Annotated in this window: 17 protein-coding genes and 2 tRNA genes; 3 read left to right on the top strand and 16 right to left on the bottom strand. The window is 51.7% G+C overall.

Going from position 1 to position 16,711, the window contains the following annotated elements:
- Positions 1-33: 33 nt before the first annotated feature.
- The 6 genes from BMW43_RS15095 to BMW43_RS15070 form a co-directional block, all read right to left on the bottom strand.
- A complete protein-coding gene (locus tag BMW43_RS15095) occupies positions 34-990 on the bottom strand; it encodes a helix-turn-helix domain-containing protein (RefSeq protein WP_091749366.1) in 957 nt (318 codons plus the stop codon).
- A 204-nt stretch (positions 991-1,194) separates the two neighbouring features.
- Positions 1,195-2,145, bottom strand: a complete 951-nt coding sequence (gluQRS, locus tag BMW43_RS15090; RefSeq protein ID WP_245732515.1) for a tRNA glutamyl-Q(34) synthetase GluQRS — start codon at positions 2,143-2,145, stop codon at positions 1,195-1,197.
- Between the two features lie 194 nt (positions 2,146-2,339).
- Entirely contained in the window at positions 2,340-3,728 is a 1,389-nt protein-coding gene (locus BMW43_RS15085) for an NAD(P)/FAD-dependent oxidoreductase (protein ID WP_091749363.1), read from the bottom strand.
- A gap of 272 nt (positions 3,729-4,000) precedes the next feature.
- Positions 4,001-5,218 carry an EAL domain-containing protein gene (locus BMW43_RS15080; RefSeq protein WP_245732518.1) on the bottom strand — a complete coding sequence of 406 codons (1,218 nt, stop codon included), beginning with the start codon at positions 5,216-5,218 and terminating at the stop codon, positions 4,001-4,003.
- Positions 5,219-5,355: 137 nt separating this feature from the next.
- On the bottom strand, positions 5,356-5,697 hold the full coding sequence (locus tag BMW43_RS15075) for a branched-chain amino acid transporter permease (protein ID WP_091749357.1): 342 nt from the start codon (positions 5,695-5,697) through the stop codon (positions 5,356-5,358).
- The gene (locus BMW43_RS15070; RefSeq protein ID WP_218140700.1) at positions 5,684-6,397 is read right to left on the bottom strand and encodes an AzlC family ABC transporter permease; all 714 of its coding nucleotides are present in this window, start codon (positions 6,395-6,397) and stop codon (positions 5,684-5,686) included. The genes BMW43_RS15075 and BMW43_RS15070 overlap by 14 nt, the downstream gene beginning before the upstream one ends.
- A 217-nt stretch (positions 6,398-6,614) precedes the next feature.
- Here BMW43_RS15070 and BMW43_RS15065 point away from each other — a divergent pair, with 217 nt between their 5' ends.
- Together BMW43_RS15065 and lepB are read left to right on the top strand one after the other, a co-directional pair.
- Complete coding sequence (locus tag BMW43_RS15065; protein ID WP_245732513.1) at positions 6,615-7,166, top strand: hypothetical protein; 552 nt, start codon at positions 6,615-6,617, stop codon at positions 7,164-7,166.
- Positions 7,167-7,208: 42 nt separating this feature from the next.
- On the top strand, positions 7,209-7,772 hold the full coding sequence (lepB, locus tag BMW43_RS15060) for a signal peptidase I (protein ID WP_091749353.1): 564 nt from the start codon (positions 7,209-7,211) through the stop codon (positions 7,770-7,772).
- Positions 7,773-7,889: 117 nt separating this feature from the next.
- Here lepB and BMW43_RS15055 read toward each other — a convergent pair whose 3' ends face one another.
- From BMW43_RS15055 to BMW43_RS15040, 4 genes are read right to left on the bottom strand one after another with little or no spacing between them, the layout of a single operon-like run.
- Positions 7,890-9,014, bottom strand: a complete 1,125-nt coding sequence (locus tag BMW43_RS15055; protein ID WP_091749350.1) for an ABC transporter permease — start codon at positions 9,012-9,014, stop codon at positions 7,890-7,892.
- Entirely contained in the window at positions 9,011-9,919 is a 909-nt protein-coding gene (locus BMW43_RS15050) for an ABC transporter ATP-binding protein (protein WP_245732511.1), read from the bottom strand. The genes BMW43_RS15055 and BMW43_RS15050 overlap by 4 nt, the downstream gene beginning before the upstream one ends.
- Positions 9,916-10,818: an ABC transporter ATP-binding protein gene (locus BMW43_RS15045; protein WP_091749344.1), complete on the bottom strand. Its 903-nt coding sequence runs from the start codon at positions 10,816-10,818 to the stop codon at positions 9,916-9,918. Before BMW43_RS15045 ends, BMW43_RS15050 begins: the two co-directional genes overlap by 4 nt.
- Positions 10,815-11,789 (bottom strand): HlyD family secretion protein, encoded by a 975-nt coding sequence (locus BMW43_RS15040; RefSeq protein ID WP_245732509.1) that lies wholly within the window; start codon positions 11,787-11,789, stop codon positions 10,815-10,817. Before BMW43_RS15040 ends, BMW43_RS15045 begins: the two co-directional genes overlap by 4 nt.
- A gap of 198 nt (positions 11,790-11,987) precedes the next feature.
- Between BMW43_RS15040 and BMW43_RS15035 the strand changes: the two genes are divergently transcribed.
- Positions 11,988-12,338 (top strand): ASCH domain-containing protein, encoded by a 351-nt coding sequence (locus BMW43_RS15035; protein ID WP_091749341.1) that lies wholly within the window; start codon positions 11,988-11,990, stop codon positions 12,336-12,338.
- 176 nt (positions 12,339-12,514) lie between these two features.
- On the opposite strand, the gene BMW43_RS15030 is transcribed toward BMW43_RS15035, so the two are convergent.
- From BMW43_RS15030 to BMW43_RS15005, 6 genes are all read right to left on the bottom strand, one after another.
- The gene (locus BMW43_RS15030) at positions 12,515-12,667 is read right to left on the bottom strand and encodes an aspartyl-phosphate phosphatase Spo0E family protein (protein ID WP_143050635.1); all 153 of its coding nucleotides are present in this window, start codon (positions 12,665-12,667) and stop codon (positions 12,515-12,517) included.
- A 356-nt stretch (positions 12,668-13,023) separates the two neighbouring features.
- Positions 13,024-13,260 (bottom strand): hypothetical protein, encoded by a 237-nt coding sequence (locus BMW43_RS15025; protein ID WP_091749335.1) that lies wholly within the window; start codon positions 13,258-13,260, stop codon positions 13,024-13,026.
- A gap of 175 nt (positions 13,261-13,435) precedes the next feature.
- Positions 13,436-13,522 (bottom strand) — tRNA-Leu (locus BMW43_RS15020).
- A gap of 5 nt (positions 13,523-13,527) precedes the next feature.
- Positions 13,528-13,610: transfer RNA gene (locus tag BMW43_RS15015), tRNA-Leu, on the bottom strand.
- 203 nt (positions 13,611-13,813) lie between these two features.
- Positions 13,814-15,142, bottom strand: coding sequence for an S-layer homology domain-containing protein (locus BMW43_RS15010; RefSeq protein WP_177173616.1), 1,329 nt, complete (start codon positions 15,140-15,142; stop codon positions 13,814-13,816).
- A gap of 373 nt (positions 15,143-15,515) precedes the next feature.
- A complete protein-coding gene (locus BMW43_RS15005; protein WP_091749329.1) occupies positions 15,516-16,607 on the bottom strand; it encodes a DUF871 domain-containing protein in 1,092 nt (363 codons plus the stop codon).
- Positions 16,608-16,711: the final 104 nt, after the last annotated feature.

Raw genomic sequence — 16,711 nt, 5'->3', positions numbered from 1 at the left:
ACACTCCATCCCAACCGGTTTGGCTCCATTTGATCAGCGCGATTTCCGGTAAGCCGAAGGAGCCACCTGCATGACCGACTTAAAGGCGCTGGCGAACTTGCTGGCATTCTCATAGCCGACCTGGCCGGCAATCATCGTAACGCTGTCCTGTGTTTGCAGCAGCATGGCCGCCGCTGCTTGCATACGGTAGATCCGGATATAAGCGTAGATAGATACGCCATACACCGCCTTAAAGCAGGCATTCATTGCCGTAAGCGATATATCGAACCGCTGTGACAGCTCCCGCAAGGTGAAATGCTGCTCCATATGCTGCGTGACCAGCTCCTTAATCGCCTTGATTTTATTGACCTGGCGCCTGGCAAAATAGGACCGCTCTTCCACCTGCTCCGCCAGGTCGATGGCGCTGAGAAACAGCAGCAGTTCCAGAACCTTGAGCTTAAAATAACCGTACTTTACCGCATCAGGAATGGTGTACAGCTCCGAGAAAATATGCTCAATCGAATCCTTGGCCCGGACGATAAAGCAGCGGCCATCGCCGCACAGCTTGTCACGCAAGGCGTACAGATCAATCGGAATATCCTGCAGCACGGTGGAAATCGTGTCGGCCGCCCTAGCCAGGTCGATCAGAATAGAGACGCCATGATAATGCTCCAGTGGAAAGGCGGCATGGGCAACCCGGTTGTTCACCGCCGTATTGACCGCCAGATCGCCTTCACTCAGGTAGGTGTACAACCCGTTTAAAAACTCGCATTCAAATCGCCCCTCACGGCAATGGTTGATCTCCAGAAGGTTTTGATCCCAGATCAGGTTTTCCGGACAAGTGTCCATATGAAAATCATTGTAGGCCAGGCAGACTCCGGGGAAAACCTGATAGCTGGTAACCCGTCCGGTTCCACCGGCATTCCTCAGTTCGTAAACCGTACAGGTTTCCGACAGCCTGCTGCTGGTTAGCTCAGTATTGCGGAGAGCCGCCGCTTGTGTTTGCTTCATTGCCGCACCTACTTATTGATAATAATAATCAATTACAATAATAAGCAAGAAACGGTTATTTGTAAATAAAAAAAGCGAAGGCTTCTGCCAGACCGCGTTAGCGCCGGCGAAAGCCTTCGTCCTGTTTGTTGCAAAACGGAAAGAACCGTCCTTTTTAGACAACGCCGTACAATGCTGCTCCGACGTTTTTATTTGTTATTCACCTTATCCGTTCAGCAGCCGGCGCCAGCTTTCCCCTGTTATGATCACCGGCTGTTTTTTCACTTTAGCTAGATCAAACCGGGCAATCAACTCACTGGCCGGCAGCGGCCGGAACGCTTTCAACAGCCCAGCAGCAGTGGCCAGACTGCCCACGATGGTTTCCGGGCGGACACCGCGCTGCCGAAGCGACCGGATAGAAACGTCACCGTGCCGCTTGGACAGACGGTGACCGTCTTCGCCCAGCAGCAGGGGCACATGAGTAAACACCGGCGGCTCCCAGCCCAGCAGACGGTACAGCAGAAGCTGCCGTGGCGTGGAAACCAGCAGGTCGTCGCCGCGAAGCACATGGGTGATGCGCATCTGGGCATCATCGACCACCACCGCCAGTTGATAGGCAAAGGTCCCATCAGCCCGCCGCAGGACAAAATCACCGATTTCAGCCGCCACATCCTGAGAATGTTCTCCCTGCAGTTGATCGGTAAACGCCACTATACCGGCCGGCACCCTGAGCCGCGCCGCCGGACGGCGGTTAGGCGGCAGTCCCGGCCGGTTCCGGCAGGTTCCCGGGTAGGGCGTCTCCCGGTCAGATCCGTGCGGCGCGGCAGCTGCCAATTCCGCCCTGGTACAAAAGCAGGGATACACTAGATCAGCCGCCGTCAACCGGTCAAAGGCCATCTGGTACAGCGCCGTCCGCTCGCTCTGAAAATACGGCCCGTATTCTCCCCCCGTTGCCGGTCCTTCATCCCAGTCCAGTCCCAGCCAGTGCAAGTCCTCCTGCAGCAGTTCCGCATAGCGGGACCGCGAACGGTCAGGGTCCAAATCTTCCATTCTAAGCACCATCGTCCCGCCGGCAGCACGCACCTGCAGCCAGGCTAGCAAAGCCGCCCAGGCGTTTCCCAGGTGCATTTCGCCGGTGGGGCTGGGCGCAAAGCGACCGCGCATCGTAGCAGTCACCGTCATCCCCTCCTCCGTCTGACAGGTTCTAGGTAACCACTGATTAAATGAACCTGTCGGCCTGGCGAGAGATTTTCTCGTCTGGCAGGAAAGCAAAGCCGCAGAAATAGTTGGGCTATTTCAAGGGTTTTACTGACGCAGCCAGGCGGGAAAAGATCTGTCAGGACGCACAGTGCAAATGAATCAGTGGTTTCCTAAGCCTGCAGCCGTTTGACAATGGCCCGGGCCGCATGGACACCGCTGGCGCTGGCCTGAGACAGGCCGCGGGTGACACCGGCACCGTCACCGATGGCGAACATATTGGTAATTTGCGTTTCCAGCTCACTGGTCAATTTCAGTCGGGAACTGTAGAACTTGACTTCCACCCCGTAAAGCAGTGTGTCGTCATTGGCCGTACCCGGCGCCAGCTTGTCGAGAGCGTAAATCATTTCAATAATATTATCCAGATGACGTTTGGGCAGTACCAGACTCAAATCGCCGGGAACTGCTTTTAGCGTCGGCTTGGTAAAGCTCTGCTCCAGCCGGTGCTCGTTAGTCCGGCGGCCTTTAACTAAATCGCCAAACCGTTGCACCAGCACGCCACCGCCCAGCATGTTGGAGAACGACGCAATGCGCTTACCGTACTGGTGAGGCTCGTTGAACGGCTCGGTAAACCGGTTGCTGACCAGCAGGGCAAAATTGGTATTTTTGCTGTGCAGTTTTTCGTCACGGTAGCTATGGCCGTTGGCCGTAACAATCCCGTCGGTATTTTCAGCTACCACGTAGCCTTTGGGATTCATGCAGAAGGTACGCACCAGATCGCCGTACTGCTTGGTGCGGTACACCAGCTTAGCCTCATACACTTCATCGGTGATATGCTGGAACACTTCCGCCGGAATCTCCACCCGCACACCGACATCAACCTGATTGTTGAACAGCGGCAGTTTCAGCTTCTTGCACTGTCCGGAAAACCATTCAGAACCGGCCCGGCCCGGTGCGGCAATCAGATAATCGCAGCGGATATCTTCGGCATTATCCACCGTGATGGAAAAGCCCCGGCCTTCTCCCTCCGGCTTGATCTCGGCTACATGACGGTTAAAAATAAAAGTAATCCGTTCCTTTAATACTTCATATATTTTCTTCAGGATTTGCAGGTTGTTTTCGGTGCCCAGGTGACGAACCCGGGCATTTAAGAGGTGTAGGTCAAAGGCCAGCGCCTGCTTGCCAATCGAACTGTTCGCCGTACTGAAATCCTCGGCCGGCGCCCCAAAATCCATGTTGATATCGTCCACATAGGAAATTAAATCCAGAACCTTTTGGTCAGGCAGGTATTCGTTCAGCCAGCCGCCAAATTCGGTGGTAAAATTATATTTTCCGTCCGAAAAAGCGCCGGCACCACCAAACCCGCGCATAATGCCACAGGGTTTACAGTGAATACAGTTGTCTACTTTTTTTTCGGCAATCGGGCATTTGCGGGTATAGATGTCCTGACCTTCCTCGATCATAACCACCTGCAGACCAGGCTTCATTTTGCTTAACTCATAGGCCGCAAAAATCCCTGCCGGCCCACCGCCAATAATGGCTACATCATACTTTGCAGTCATCATATTCCCTCACTTTACCTATATTAGATCGAAAACCAAAAGCTATTATACTGTATCTGGCGGAGTATGTATAGCATTTTTTTTGCTACTGGTGCTCCGTCAACTTTGAAACTGAAAGATGATGACGAAATTTTGTCCGTCAGCAATTTCTGCTTTCAAGTTGTTGGAGCACTATATCCGTTTTTTTAATTCCGCCCTGCCACGCTGCCGCTTCGGACTTTCGACGAAGTAACGCAAACCTGCCTGGCGGCGTCAAAGCCGGAAATAGGCCCTCAAAAATCACTGCGCGGTTCAAAATCGGCACAGACGATAAAGCGCCGCCCCTCCCGGTCGGTAAAGGCCGCCGAACTGGTGATGCAGACGTTGCCTGTAGCCAGCGACAGATAGGGTTCGCTGATATAGCAGTCCTTGCCGGCCATCATATGCAAATAGTAATCCTTTAACGACTGATCGGCCCCTTTGCCGGCTACTTGAAACAGTGAATGATTTTTACAGGCCGGATGCCGGGAACTGCAAATGCTGTCGGTTACCTGCACCCCGGCCGCATCGACAATATAAAGGTATTCCATATGGTTATACTGTTCGGCCAGGGCCTGCAGCCTTTTGCTGAAATTCTCGGCGGCACAGCCTTCCAGAACCTGCAGCATACAGGTCATAACCGACTCGCAGACCCGCTGCCGTTTGACGCCCTGCCGTATTTTGTCAATCTTGCTTTTTTTAAACTCCGCGAAAATACTCCCGTTGGCGTATGTCACCGCTCCGTTTAGTTTTTGCGGTTTGGCAAAATAATAGCCTTGCAGCAAATCCGCCCCCAGCTCAAAGCTCATCATGACCTCTTCCTTGGTCTCCACGCCCTCAGCCACCACCAGCGCTCCGATGCGCCGGGATAAGCTGACCAACGAGGTGAATATTTCCTGCTTGTAATAATCATTGCCAATATCCCGGCACAAACCGCGGTCAATTTTCAAAATATCCGGCTTAATCTGCAAAATCCGGTCCAGATTGGAATAACCGTTGCCAATGTCATCAATGGCGATGGTAAAGCCGTACTCTTTATAATTATGGATAAATTGTTTCAAAGCAGCCACATCGCTCGCTTTGGCCTCAACAATTTCGATAACCACTTGCTGCGGCTTGATCCCCGCTTCCTGTACCGCCTCCAGCAAATGCTTCGACCCGACCGTATCGGCGGCAATCACGCCGGTATCGATGTTCAAAAAAAGCAACTCCTCGCTATGTAAACCGGCAAAGGCCTCCAGTGCTTTGGCCCGGCACAGCCGGTCCAGCTCCAGACTAAGCCCGGCGGCGGCAGCCTGGGAAAATAGCGTAACCGGGCTGATCCAGCCTGCCGCTGCGTGATAGCCCCGGGACAGCGCCTCCAGGCCGGCAACTTTGTTTTTCTTCGCGGACAAAATCGGCTGAAATTGTGTTTCAATTTGCTTTTTTTCGATGATCTCTTCAATGAATATACTGTTTCCCTGCTCCATCACTTTTTCCAAAATAACACCGCCAGTATTCATATTTACAAATAAAAAAACAGACTCCCGGCCCGCCAGGAGTCATCATTGACTATTATGCATAATTATACCATAGTTCCCGCCTATTTTCCTGTCATCGCTTATCGCTTCTAAATAAACAGGGCCGTCAGAATCCGTGTCTGCACCAGCAGCATATATAGTACGGTGGAACCGAAAATACTCAGCAGCGGATTGCGCTTCCAGGCATGCAGCAGCACAACGGCCAACACGGCCAGCACCTCATTCAAACCGTGCGGCACACTGCCCCACTGAATATCTTTCAAACAATACAACACCAGAATGGTCATAATAACCGGCGGTATATATTTGCCGACAAAGAGCAATAGCTCCGGCGGCTGACTACGATCAAAAAACAGAAAAGGAAACGCCCTGGTAAACAAGGTAATCGCGGCAATCACCGCAATAGCCACATATACGTTATTTAGACTCATCTTGCGTAATCCTCCCCCGGAAAGCCAGCAGCAAGCCAATCGACAGGACAATGGCTGCCAGCAGCATGTTGCTCTTACCAATGAAGATGATGGACAGCAGGGCACAGCCACCGCCGATCCAGAACGGAATTTTAGTGGAGTAACCGGTAAACTGCTCATAGAGAAGCACGATGAACAGTGCCGTCAGGGAAAACTCCAGTCCGGTGGTGTCAAAGGCTATCAGGCTGCCCGCGGCGGCGCCGAGCACGCTGCCCAGCACCCAGTAACTCTGATTCAGCAAAGACACATAAAAATAGAACAGATCTTTGCGCACCCCCTGCGGCTCCTTTAGTCCAGTCAGCAATGCATAGGTTTCATCGGTTAGGGAAAAAATCATGTATGGTCTGAGCTTGCCGGTTGCCCGGAAAATATTAAACAGTGACAGGCCGTAGACCATATGGCGGAAATTAACCAGAAAGGTTACAGTGGCAATTTCGGCCAGCCCGGCGTTCTGGATAAAAAAACCTACCGCGATAAACTGGGCCGCCCCGGCGTAGATCACCACACTCATCAGCAGGGCCACCGGCCAGGTATAGCCGGCATTATACAACAGCAGGCCAAAGGCGATGCCAATGGCAATATAGCCGAAAAACACGGGCAGCGTCGCCTGCAGCGCCAGCCGCAGGGCAGCACCGTCCACCCGTTTTTGCATTTCTTTCATACCGGTTAGCGCTCCTTTACTTATTCATCGGGAAATCAGTGCAAGCAGCAATAATTCCCGGCTTCTTAGAGTAAGTACACCGTCTTTCCGGCAAATTCCTCCTTGGCGGCAGAAAAAGCTGGCTGCCGGATTATCGGTAAATTTTCACTTCCCCGCTGCCTGCCGTGTGCTATAATATGGCTGTACGCAAAAAAATGTCTTAAAGAAGGTGTTCGCTTTGAAATCATTTGCCTGTGTCGGCCTGCTGCTGATGCTGCTATTACTGGCCTCGCCGGCTTGCCTGGCGGCTTCGCCGGAAAGCAACTCTCTGGCCGCCGTAGCCCTGTATATCGATACCTCGGGACATTATATCCCCGGCATCGACATGCTGAATAAAGCGCTCAACGAAGTGATCCGCTTTAAAATCAACGCCCTGTTCCTCGGCAGCGAGGTGCAGTCCGGCAATGAAGTGCTGCGTGACTTAGACCGCTGCGGCATTGCCACGGCCGCCGACGCCAGTCCCGAATCGCTGTCGGCCTACGGCGACGCCCGCCATGTCAATTATATCCTGCTGCTGTCCGTCCATCCCCTGGACATATCGATGGATTTAAAAGCCTATTCCACCGTCGACCACAGCTACATTATTGACAAAACACTCACCCGCCCGGACGGCACTGAAGCCTTGTCTACCCTGGACGCCTTGTCCAATCTGGTAGGCGGCGGCCTAACCGATGTCCTGCAAACCATCCGGACCTCACTGGCCGGCACACCCGAACCGGCAGCCGGCTGATCATGCGCGGAGAAAGCTACCCTACAAACTAGGAGGAACCATATGAAATTACTAACTGAACTCGGCGACTGGCTGTACAGCATTCTGGTCGCACTAGCCCTCGCCCTATTCATCAACATATTCCTGTTTCAGCCGTCTTTGGTCGTCGGACAGTCCATGGAGCCGACGCTGCACGACGGTCAGCGCATCTTTCTGTCCAAGCTCTCTCACACGCTGGGTAAGCTGCCCAACTACGGCGATATCGTCACCATCGACAGCCGCGTCCTCCGTGAACGGGACTGGCAAGACGATATGACCGATCCGTTAATGAACTGGGTCAATCTTTTAACAGGCAAACAGCCCAGTCATACCGTCTGGGTGAAACGGGTTATCGGCAAGCCCGGTGACACCCTGGAATTTAAGCAGGGACACATTTATCGCAACGGCGCGCTGCTGGACGAACCCTACATCAAAGAACCCATGCGCAATGTGGCCGACAAGCAGATTACCGTTCCCGACGGCCAGCTCTTCGTGCTGGGCGATAATCGCAACAACAGCAGTGACAGCCGCGTGATCGGTCCCATTCCCCGCAATCATGTCCTCGGCACTATGGTCTTTGGACTTTAGCTGCCCTTAGCCGGCTGACGGCAAATCTTGCGCCCGCCGGCTCTGCCAATATTCAACCCGCAAAAATCCCTGTCCGCAGCTTGAATCAACAGGCTGCGAACAGGGATTTTTTTGTAATCAACCCAGCTTCTTCTGGAACTTGATGATGCTCGCCGTCAACGCCAGGCCAATAAAAGTAATGAGCGCCAAGGTCTGGCTCCAGAGGAAGGAGAGGCCAATCCCCTTCAGCACGATACCACGCATGATTTCCAGATAGAAAGTCAGGGGAATCACTTCACCCAGGCAGTAAAACAAGGTCGGCATGGCCTCGCGGGGAAACATAAAGCCCGACAACAAAACGCTGGGCAAAAAAATGAAAAAAGACATCTGCATGGCCTGCATCTGCGTTCTGGCCATCGTGGAAATCAGCACGCCCAACGCCAGGGAGGCAATGATAAAGAGCGTCGTCAGGGCATATAAGAGGCCAATGCTGCCCCGCAGCGGCAGGTCGAAGACCAGGATGCCCACCAACAGGGCCAGTGTCGCCTGCACATAGCCGACAAATACATAAGGGATTATTTTCCCCAGCATCAGCTCATAGGATTTCATCGGCGTGACAATAAGCTGTTCCAGTGTCCCCTGCTCCCGTTCCCGGACAATCGCCATTGACGTAATCATCACCATGGTCATCGTCAGGATAATGCCCAAAATCCCCGGCACCATATAAAAAGCGGAAACAAAATCGGGATTGTACCAGGGTCTAATCCGGATATCATAGGGCTGTTCCATTCCGGTAATGCCGTTATTCGCCATTTTGCGCAGCAAAATCTCCTGCGATTTAAGCTGGCCGATCATCTGCGCCGTGCTGATCGCCGACGAAGCGGCCATCGAGTCGGAAGCGTCGACAATCACCTGTACGGCGGCGCTGCGGCCATGCTTGGCATTTTCACTGAAATCCGGCGGCAGGACAATCCCCACCTTGGCCTTGCCGGCCTCAATCGTATCGTTCACATCCTGGAAACTGTCCGCCACATATTTGATGTCAAAATAATCACTGGCCGTAAACGACGCCAGCAAATCGCGCCCCTCCTGACGGTGGGACTGATCAAACACAATGGTTGGCAGATGCTTGACATCCGTGTTGATGGCAAAGCCAAACACCAGCAGCTGAATGACCGGCAGCCCGACCATCATAGCAAAGGTGAGCCGGTCACGCCGCATTTGAATAAATTCTTTCAGCAAAATAGCCCAGAGGCGTTTCATCGTGCCCCCTCCTTTCGCCGGGACTGAACATAATAGACAAATACATCCTCCAACGAAGGGTTAATGATACGGTAAGCAAAAGACTCATACCGTATCAGGTCCTCCGGCGTGACCAGCACATGTACCGTTAAACCATAGGGATAGCGGTCCAGGCAGGGTACATTGTCCTTTGCCATTTGCTGCACCAGCGCAATCGGATCATCGGTGGGAATTTCCAACAGCCGTCCGGGCAAAGCGCCCTTTAAATTTCCCGGACTGTCATCGGCAATCAGATCTCCTTCGAAGATAAAACCAATCCGGTCACAATGTTCCGCCTCATCCATAAAATGGGTTGTAACCATAATGGTGGTACCCTCTGCAGCAAGCTGATAAATAATATCCCAGAACAGGCGCCGGGAACGGGGATCAACCCCGCCGGTAGGTTCATCCAGAAACAGCAGGGAAGGCTTGTGCAGTATGGCACACCCTAAGGCCAGACGCTGTTTCCAGCCGCCGGACAAACTGGCTGTCAGATCCTGTCTGCGTCCGGTGAGCCCGGCCATGTCCAGCATTTCCTCTATACGCTTCTTCCGTTCGCCCGTGGACAAACTATACAGCCCAGCATAAAATTGCAGATTTTCCTCTACAGCGAGGTCATCATACAAGCTGAATTTTTGTGACATGTAGCCCAACTGGCTCTTAACCGCATCGCGATTTTTTCTAAGGTCAATTCCCAGAATTTCCCCATAACCGGCTGAAGGCTCTAAAATACCGCATAGCATTTTAATGGTTGTTGACTTTCCCGAACCGTTGGGACCCAGAAAACCGTAAATACTGCCTTTTTCAATCTGTAAATTCAAATCCCGCACTGCAGTAAAATCGCCAAACCGCTTGGTTAATCCGTGTGTTGTTACGGCATACATCATGAGCCCCCCTCACCGGCTAAGGAAACAAAGACGTCCTCCAGGACCGGCTTTACTTCCCGCATCGCCAGAATCGGAATGCCGGCAGAGTCCAGCACCTGCTTAATGGCCGCAGCGACTGTCTCATATTCATCCACCACAATGTGATATTTGTCGCCAAACGAATTAATATCGCGAATAGCCACACCTGCCAACTGTCTTTTTAGGGCTTTACTGTTTGTCTCCAGTTCTATGATTCGGTACGGATACTGTTCCTTTAACTGCTGCGGCGTACCCACCGCCGTCAGCGAACCGTTATGCATAAAGGCAATCCGGCTGCAAAGCTCGGCTTCATCCATGTATGGCGTTGACACAAACACCGTCGTTCCTGTCTGGTTCAGCCGGTACAGCACTTGCCAAAACTCCCGGCGCGACACCGGATCAACGCCGGTGGTCGGCTCATCAAGAAACAGCAGCTTAGGCTGGTGCATCAACCCGGCAGCCAGTGCCAGCTTTTGCTTCATGCCGCCCGACAGGTTGGCTGCCAGCCGCTCCTTAAACGGCAGCAACTGGGTCATGGCCAGGATGTCATTTGCCAATAGCTCGATTTCCCGGCCGGAGGAACCGTATAAAGCGCCCATCAGCCGGATATTCTCCATTACCGTCAGATCGCCGTACAGGCTGAACCGCTGCGGCACATAACCGATATGAGCTTTTACCCGTTCCATATCCTGTTCGCCCAATACGGTAATGCGTCCCGCCGACGGTGTCATCACTCCTGTCATCATCCGGATGGTCGTCGTCTTGCCGGCCCCGTCGGGACCGACCAGCCCGAAAATCTCGCCGGGCTGTACCGCAAGAGAAATCGCATCGACAGCTTGCCGGCCCCCGAACACCTTGCCGACCGCCTCCAACCTGATCATGGGATGATCACATCTGCCGGCAGCCCCGGCTTTAAAATGCCCTCGGCGTTATCCACTTTGACCTTGACGGCAAAAACCAGATTGGCCCGCTCCCGCTGTGTGATGCTTTGGCGGGGATTAAATTCAGCATTGCTGCTGATCTCCTTGATGGTGCCCGCAAACACCCGGTCGGGAAAGGCGTCCACTTTGACCTCGGCCGCCTGCCCCACGGCAATCAGCGCCAACTGGGCCGAAGGAACATATACTTTGACCCAGCAGTCGTTCATATCCCCCACTGTCGCAATGGGTGCTCCTGCGTTAACATACTCGCCCTGTTCAAAGTTCTTGGTTAACACCAGCCCCGTTAACGGACTGGTGATCACTGTGTCGGCTACCGCTGACCGGCTGGCGTCGACAATGGCCTGACACCGTTTGACCTCTTCCTGCTGCGCCTGGATTTCGTCCGGCCGGTTGCCTTCCTCGGTCAGGCTGCTCTTGGCCTGGGCCGCCACCAGCGAATTGTAGGCCACGTCATAAGCGGAACGGATGCTCTCCAATTGCTGGGCGGCAATAGCACCCTGGTGGTAGAGAACGGTATAGCGTTCCAGATCATGCTTCGCCTTGTCAAATACCGACTGGGCGGCAGCCATATCGGCTGTCGACGCGGTTTTCTCCTGCTCCCGGGACCCCTTCACCAAATCCTGAAGCTGTACTTGGGCTTTGGTCAGCGCCGCCTCATCCCGTAAAAGCTGGGCTTCCAGATCGGACCGGGAGATGCGGGCCACTACCTTGCCGTTTTCCACCGAATCACCGGCCTCTAACAATAGCTCGGTAAGATAGCCGCCTACCTTAGGAGTAATATCCGCCCGGGTGACCTCAATCGTTCCGGTAGCCGTGATGCCCTTTTCCGTCTGTCGCATCAGCTTATAGCCTGCCGCTCCGGCAAGCAGCGCAAAGCAAAGCAAACCGGCAAGAAATTTACGGTTGATCATCTCAGCACCTCCTAACTATACGTCAATCAAGCATGCTACTATTTAATCATTTGATTAAATAGTAGCATGCTCCTCCTGCGGTGTCCAGCTTATTTTTCCCCGTTGCCGCATTTCCCTTTGATAAACCGGGGGAAATATCATATAATAAAGTTGTAGTTTATGGAAATTTTTCAATTCTACTTAAAAGGAGCAAAGTTTATGTATGCACTTAACTTTCAGTCACCTAATCACAAAAAGCTGTTGCTGGAACGCAAAAAGAACTGTACTGTCCGCCTGGGCGATGTGAGTGACGTATATTTGGAAAATTCGGTTGTCTGGATTACTGTAGGCAAGCCTTTTCAATCCAAACGCAAATTATATACCGCCATTATTGACCGGGTGCTGACCAAAAAATTCTCCGAACTGACCACCCATGACCTAGATCATCAAAATCCGGAAATTGAAACCGTTGACGAGCTGGCGGTCTTCTTTGAAAAAGTATATCAAAAATCCATCAGCCTGGAAGATATCGTCACCGTCATTTACTTCTCCGAAATCATTGACGAATAACATAAGCCTATACATAAAAACAAGCGCCCAGAGCGCTTGTTTTTATGTATAGGCTTATCCCGGCTGCTTACACTTTTTCAGCTACTGCTTCCCGTATCATATCGTCAAGTACTGCTAATTATTTTTCCACTAAGATAACTGTGGTCTTACCACTATGAAGGCCTCACACGAACCGGTCAGTTCGTCGCTGCCACGGTCCGTACCAGAAATTTAACGATTAAAACATCCAAATTCCGGCTTTCCGCCAGAACCTCCGGATGCTGCAACCCTTTCTCCATCCCCAGTTTGACCAATTTTCGACGCATTCTTTCAATTTCTTCGGCTAACATAGCTTTCGTTCCTCTTCCTTCCACATTTACAACAAAAACATGTCTTATTATAGTCATTTTGCCATATAATGTCAACTATTTTTTCCCATTCTCCGGCAAAATTTCCCTAGGTAAGCACTGATTAAATGAACCTGTCGGGCTGGCGAGAGATTTTTTCGTCTGGCAAGGAAGAAAAACCGCAGGAATAGCGGCCCCTATTGCAAGGTTTTGCTGACACAGCCAGGCGGAAAAAGCTCCGTCAGGACGCACAGCGTGAATTAATCAGTGCTTACCTAGCATTTTTCAGTTCCCCAAGGCCGCTTGCGTCTCCCAAAATAAAAAAGAGCCCGTAGGCTCTTTTCGGCACGCAAACAGTACTATTCCCATTGAAACTCAAGCGTAAGCGTCAGTTCATCGCCATCGGGACGGATATTATAGTAGGAACAATGGGAAATAAGCTTTTGAAACGACCGGATTTGCTTGGGAGATTCACCAACAACCTCAGGAACCCGAATGGTGATAAGTGCTTTATTATTAAAATTTTCAACAACACTGACATTATTGGATACCAGCTTAATCCCAGTCAGAATGCGGATAAAGGTTGCCCGTTTCATCGATGGCTCCCCTCCTTGCTTGATAGTTTATATCTGTATTATAGCACAACTTGTCCCCTTCCGGGGTCCCTGTTTGTCAAATCAGCACGGGAAAATCCAGGGAGCCGATTAATGAACCTGACTGGAAGAAAACAAAAAACCCACAGCCGCAGCTATGAGTCTCATCTTTTGAAGTTGGTGCCGGAGGTCGGACTCGAACCGACACGGAGTTGCCCCCGGCAGATTTTGAGTCTGCTACGTCTGCCAATTACGTCACTCCGGCAAATATGGTGCGGGAGAAGGGACTTGAACCCCCACGGTCACCCGCCAGATCCTAAGTCTGGTGCGTCTGCCAATTCCGCCACTCCCGCAGGTATTGTGTAACACCAACTTCTATATTATATTCTTGCCATAGTTAATTGTCAATAAATAATTATTACCAAAAAGAAATGCGGCTGCCCGTCACGGGACAGCCGCATTTCCTTTAGCCATGTATGGGGTTCCAGTATGAGATAATTGCCATGGAGTGTACTTGCTTGTAGCTGACAGGCCGGAGAATCCCAGACCTCTGGGCTTAATAGCTAAACGTCAGATCCCAGCCGAATTTTTGCCCTTTCTCATCGCTTTTCAGGTTTTTATAATCGCCGTACCAGGCTTCGGCATAGCAATTGGTGCTTACCGGATGACCGAGAATCAGGCGATAGCCCTTATGACCGAAGTTATTGTATTCATCGCCCCAGAAGGTGGTATGGTTGCCATTTTCGATCGGCAGATCAATATTGGCTTCCTGTTTCCAGTATTGCAGGAATACATCGGTCTTATTCAGCTTTTTGTAGAGCTGCAGTTTATACATTTCGTTGTCTTTATCGGCTTCGCTGTTCCGGCCGAAACCGCCCGACAGGTTGACGCCGCTGTCGCCCAAATTGGCGCCGGCTGTTACCGCAAGGATTTTAGTTTCTTTATTGCTGGCCAGCGCGTGATTACCCGTCAGGTAATGAGCTCCTACATCCACCGTACCCAGTTTGGAGTTGATCCCGACATAATTGATCTGGGTATCCTGGGTGCTGCGACTGAAATTGACATTGCCGCCGGCATCCACTGTCGCCTGCAAGCCCGGCCAGTTGGCATTGGTTTCATACCGGCCATGGATCATCTGCAGACTGGTTTTATCGTCCAGCTTGGTCGTGTAGTCAACGGCCCGCAGGTAGTCATCGCCCAGGAAGCCACCGGCCAGCCAGACGGCCTCTTTACCGAAGTTCAGGGTGTTCTTGGTATCCGGCTTATAGGTCACATAAGCCAGACGGGTGAAGACACTCTCCTGGTTGCCGTTGTTATAGGCCCGGCCAAAGTTGTTATTGTTTTGGGCGCTGAAATCATCCCAGTAGGTTTTGGTTTCCAATTGGTGCAAGATAGACAATTTGTCACTGATCTGCTTTTCAAAAGTCATCCGGTATTCCAGCTCGTATTCATGCATGGAATCGTTGGCTTTGGCCGTAGTATTGCCATAGGTATTTTCCGTCTGGAACCAATGGCTGATTTTCAGGTCTTTTACACCGGCCGTCTGTTTTTCCAGATTGTTTACGCGAATGCCCAGACTATTTAATTCCTCGCTATATTCGGCTGATAGTTTGTCAATCAACGCTTTCTGCTCCTGGTTGGCCATTTTTTCGTGAGAAATAGCCCGGCCGACCACCTGAGCCATTTCGTACCGGGTCATAGGCCGGTCACCACGGAAGGTGTTGTCATTGTACCCGTCGGCAATACCGGCATCGGCCAGCTTCTGCACGGCGTCATAAGCCCAGTGTCCTTTCGGTACATCGTCGAAGGGATTAGCCAGGGCGGTGCCGGTCGTCAAGATACCGGCGGCAATCAGGCTTAGCACTAACTTTTTGTTTACTCGCATGCTCTCTCTCCTCAATATCATATAGTCGCGCTACAAAGTGCCGGCAAGAGAAAGCCTTTCGTAAGTTACCATGTTTCCTTAGTCCGTTTTCTCTGCTTGTACTTTGTATTGCAATCATATATAAATGCAAGACTCATACCAACGCATGCCCGTTTAAAAAAATTATTGAAAATCCCGCCAGGCCGCTATTTATCTGCCTTTCGGCAACGCAAGCTCTATTTTTTCTGAAAAGAAGAGCTCGTCAGTGTGTAATTTTCACTGCACAGTTTTTATTTCATCACACAATCCAACTGATTTTCCTGCACACAACAGCAGCTCAAAATAGAAACCCGGCAGCAAAACTCTTGCTGCCGGGTTTACCTGTTTGTGCCAGCTATTTGACTTCACTGAACTTAAACTTCATCCAAGGCTCCAGATAGTCGAGCAGGAACCATTCCTCCGGCACGATCCGGGCGACCACATTGGTTTTGCCGCCGTTCTTCATCGGCCGGCGGGCAATTTGCAATTCACCGGCATACCGTTGATACAGTGAGGATTCAATAAGCACGTCACCCGGTTTGATATCAGGCGTATGAAACGGCGGAAAATCATGGCCTTTATATTTTACCCGCGATTGGGTGGACCGGATAACATAGTCCGATACATCGCCCCGGTTGAAATGGATTTCCTCCAGAACGATTTTCTTCTCCAGCTCGGATATTCCGTCGATGAAGGTAATGGCGAACTCGGGCATATATTTGTCGATCCGGCTGAGTTCCGCCAGCTCGCTTTCCGTGGCAAAGGCATTGGCAATGATGACATCGTCAATCAGATTGGTGGCAAATAAATGCTTGGCCTGCACGGTCAACGGCAGGCTGCGGTGTTCCTCCAGCGTGCACAAGCCCTCGGTCACCGGCCAGGGTCCATGCTGTGCCCCCGGTGCGTTGACAAAGGCGGCTGTCCGGATACCCAGGTCTTTGAACTGCCGGCTGCACCGGATGAAATGTTCATAGCCCAGACCGGTATAGATATGGGGATAAAAGTTATGGCAGCCCAGAATATTCTCCTTATTAGGCCGGTGGGACAAAATATTGTCCACATACTTTGTGCCATTGCTGGCATTCAGCTCGATTTTCAACCCGTACGGGTTGAAGCTCATGACCGACTCTTCCATGCCGCCAAAACCCAAATCCAGCCGGATTCCGTCCAGTCCCAGGTCTTTAAAGAAACGCAAATTGTCGAAAGACACCCCGAACTTCTTAAACACCGCCGGCTCCACATCGCCGATGATCTCCATGCCGCAGCGCTTGGCCACAGCGGTAAGCCGTTTAAACTCGTCGATCACCGTTTCCAGAGGCTTGTCTTCCTCGGAAATCAGGCAGGTAAAAATACGCTGGTAGCCATAGCGGGCAGCCTGCTCCAGATAAGCCAGGTTATCTTCCAGCCGGGCCTGGCTTGGATAAACAGATACTCCTAATTTTCTCATACGCTTTCCCCCTCGTATAATAAGTTTTGCAGGATGGAATTTAGGTGCTCCTGCTTCACCAGCCAATCAATCGGCTTGAAAATGCCCATGATACAATTGACTAA

Origin of the sequence: Propionispora vibrioides (assembly GCF_900110485.1) — a bacterium.
Classification (GTDB): domain Bacteria; phylum Bacillota; class Negativicutes; order Propionisporales; family Propionisporaceae; genus Propionispora; species Propionispora vibrioides.
Note: the sequence above shows the minus strand (reverse complement) of the source record. Positions and strands in the feature narration are given on the sequence as shown.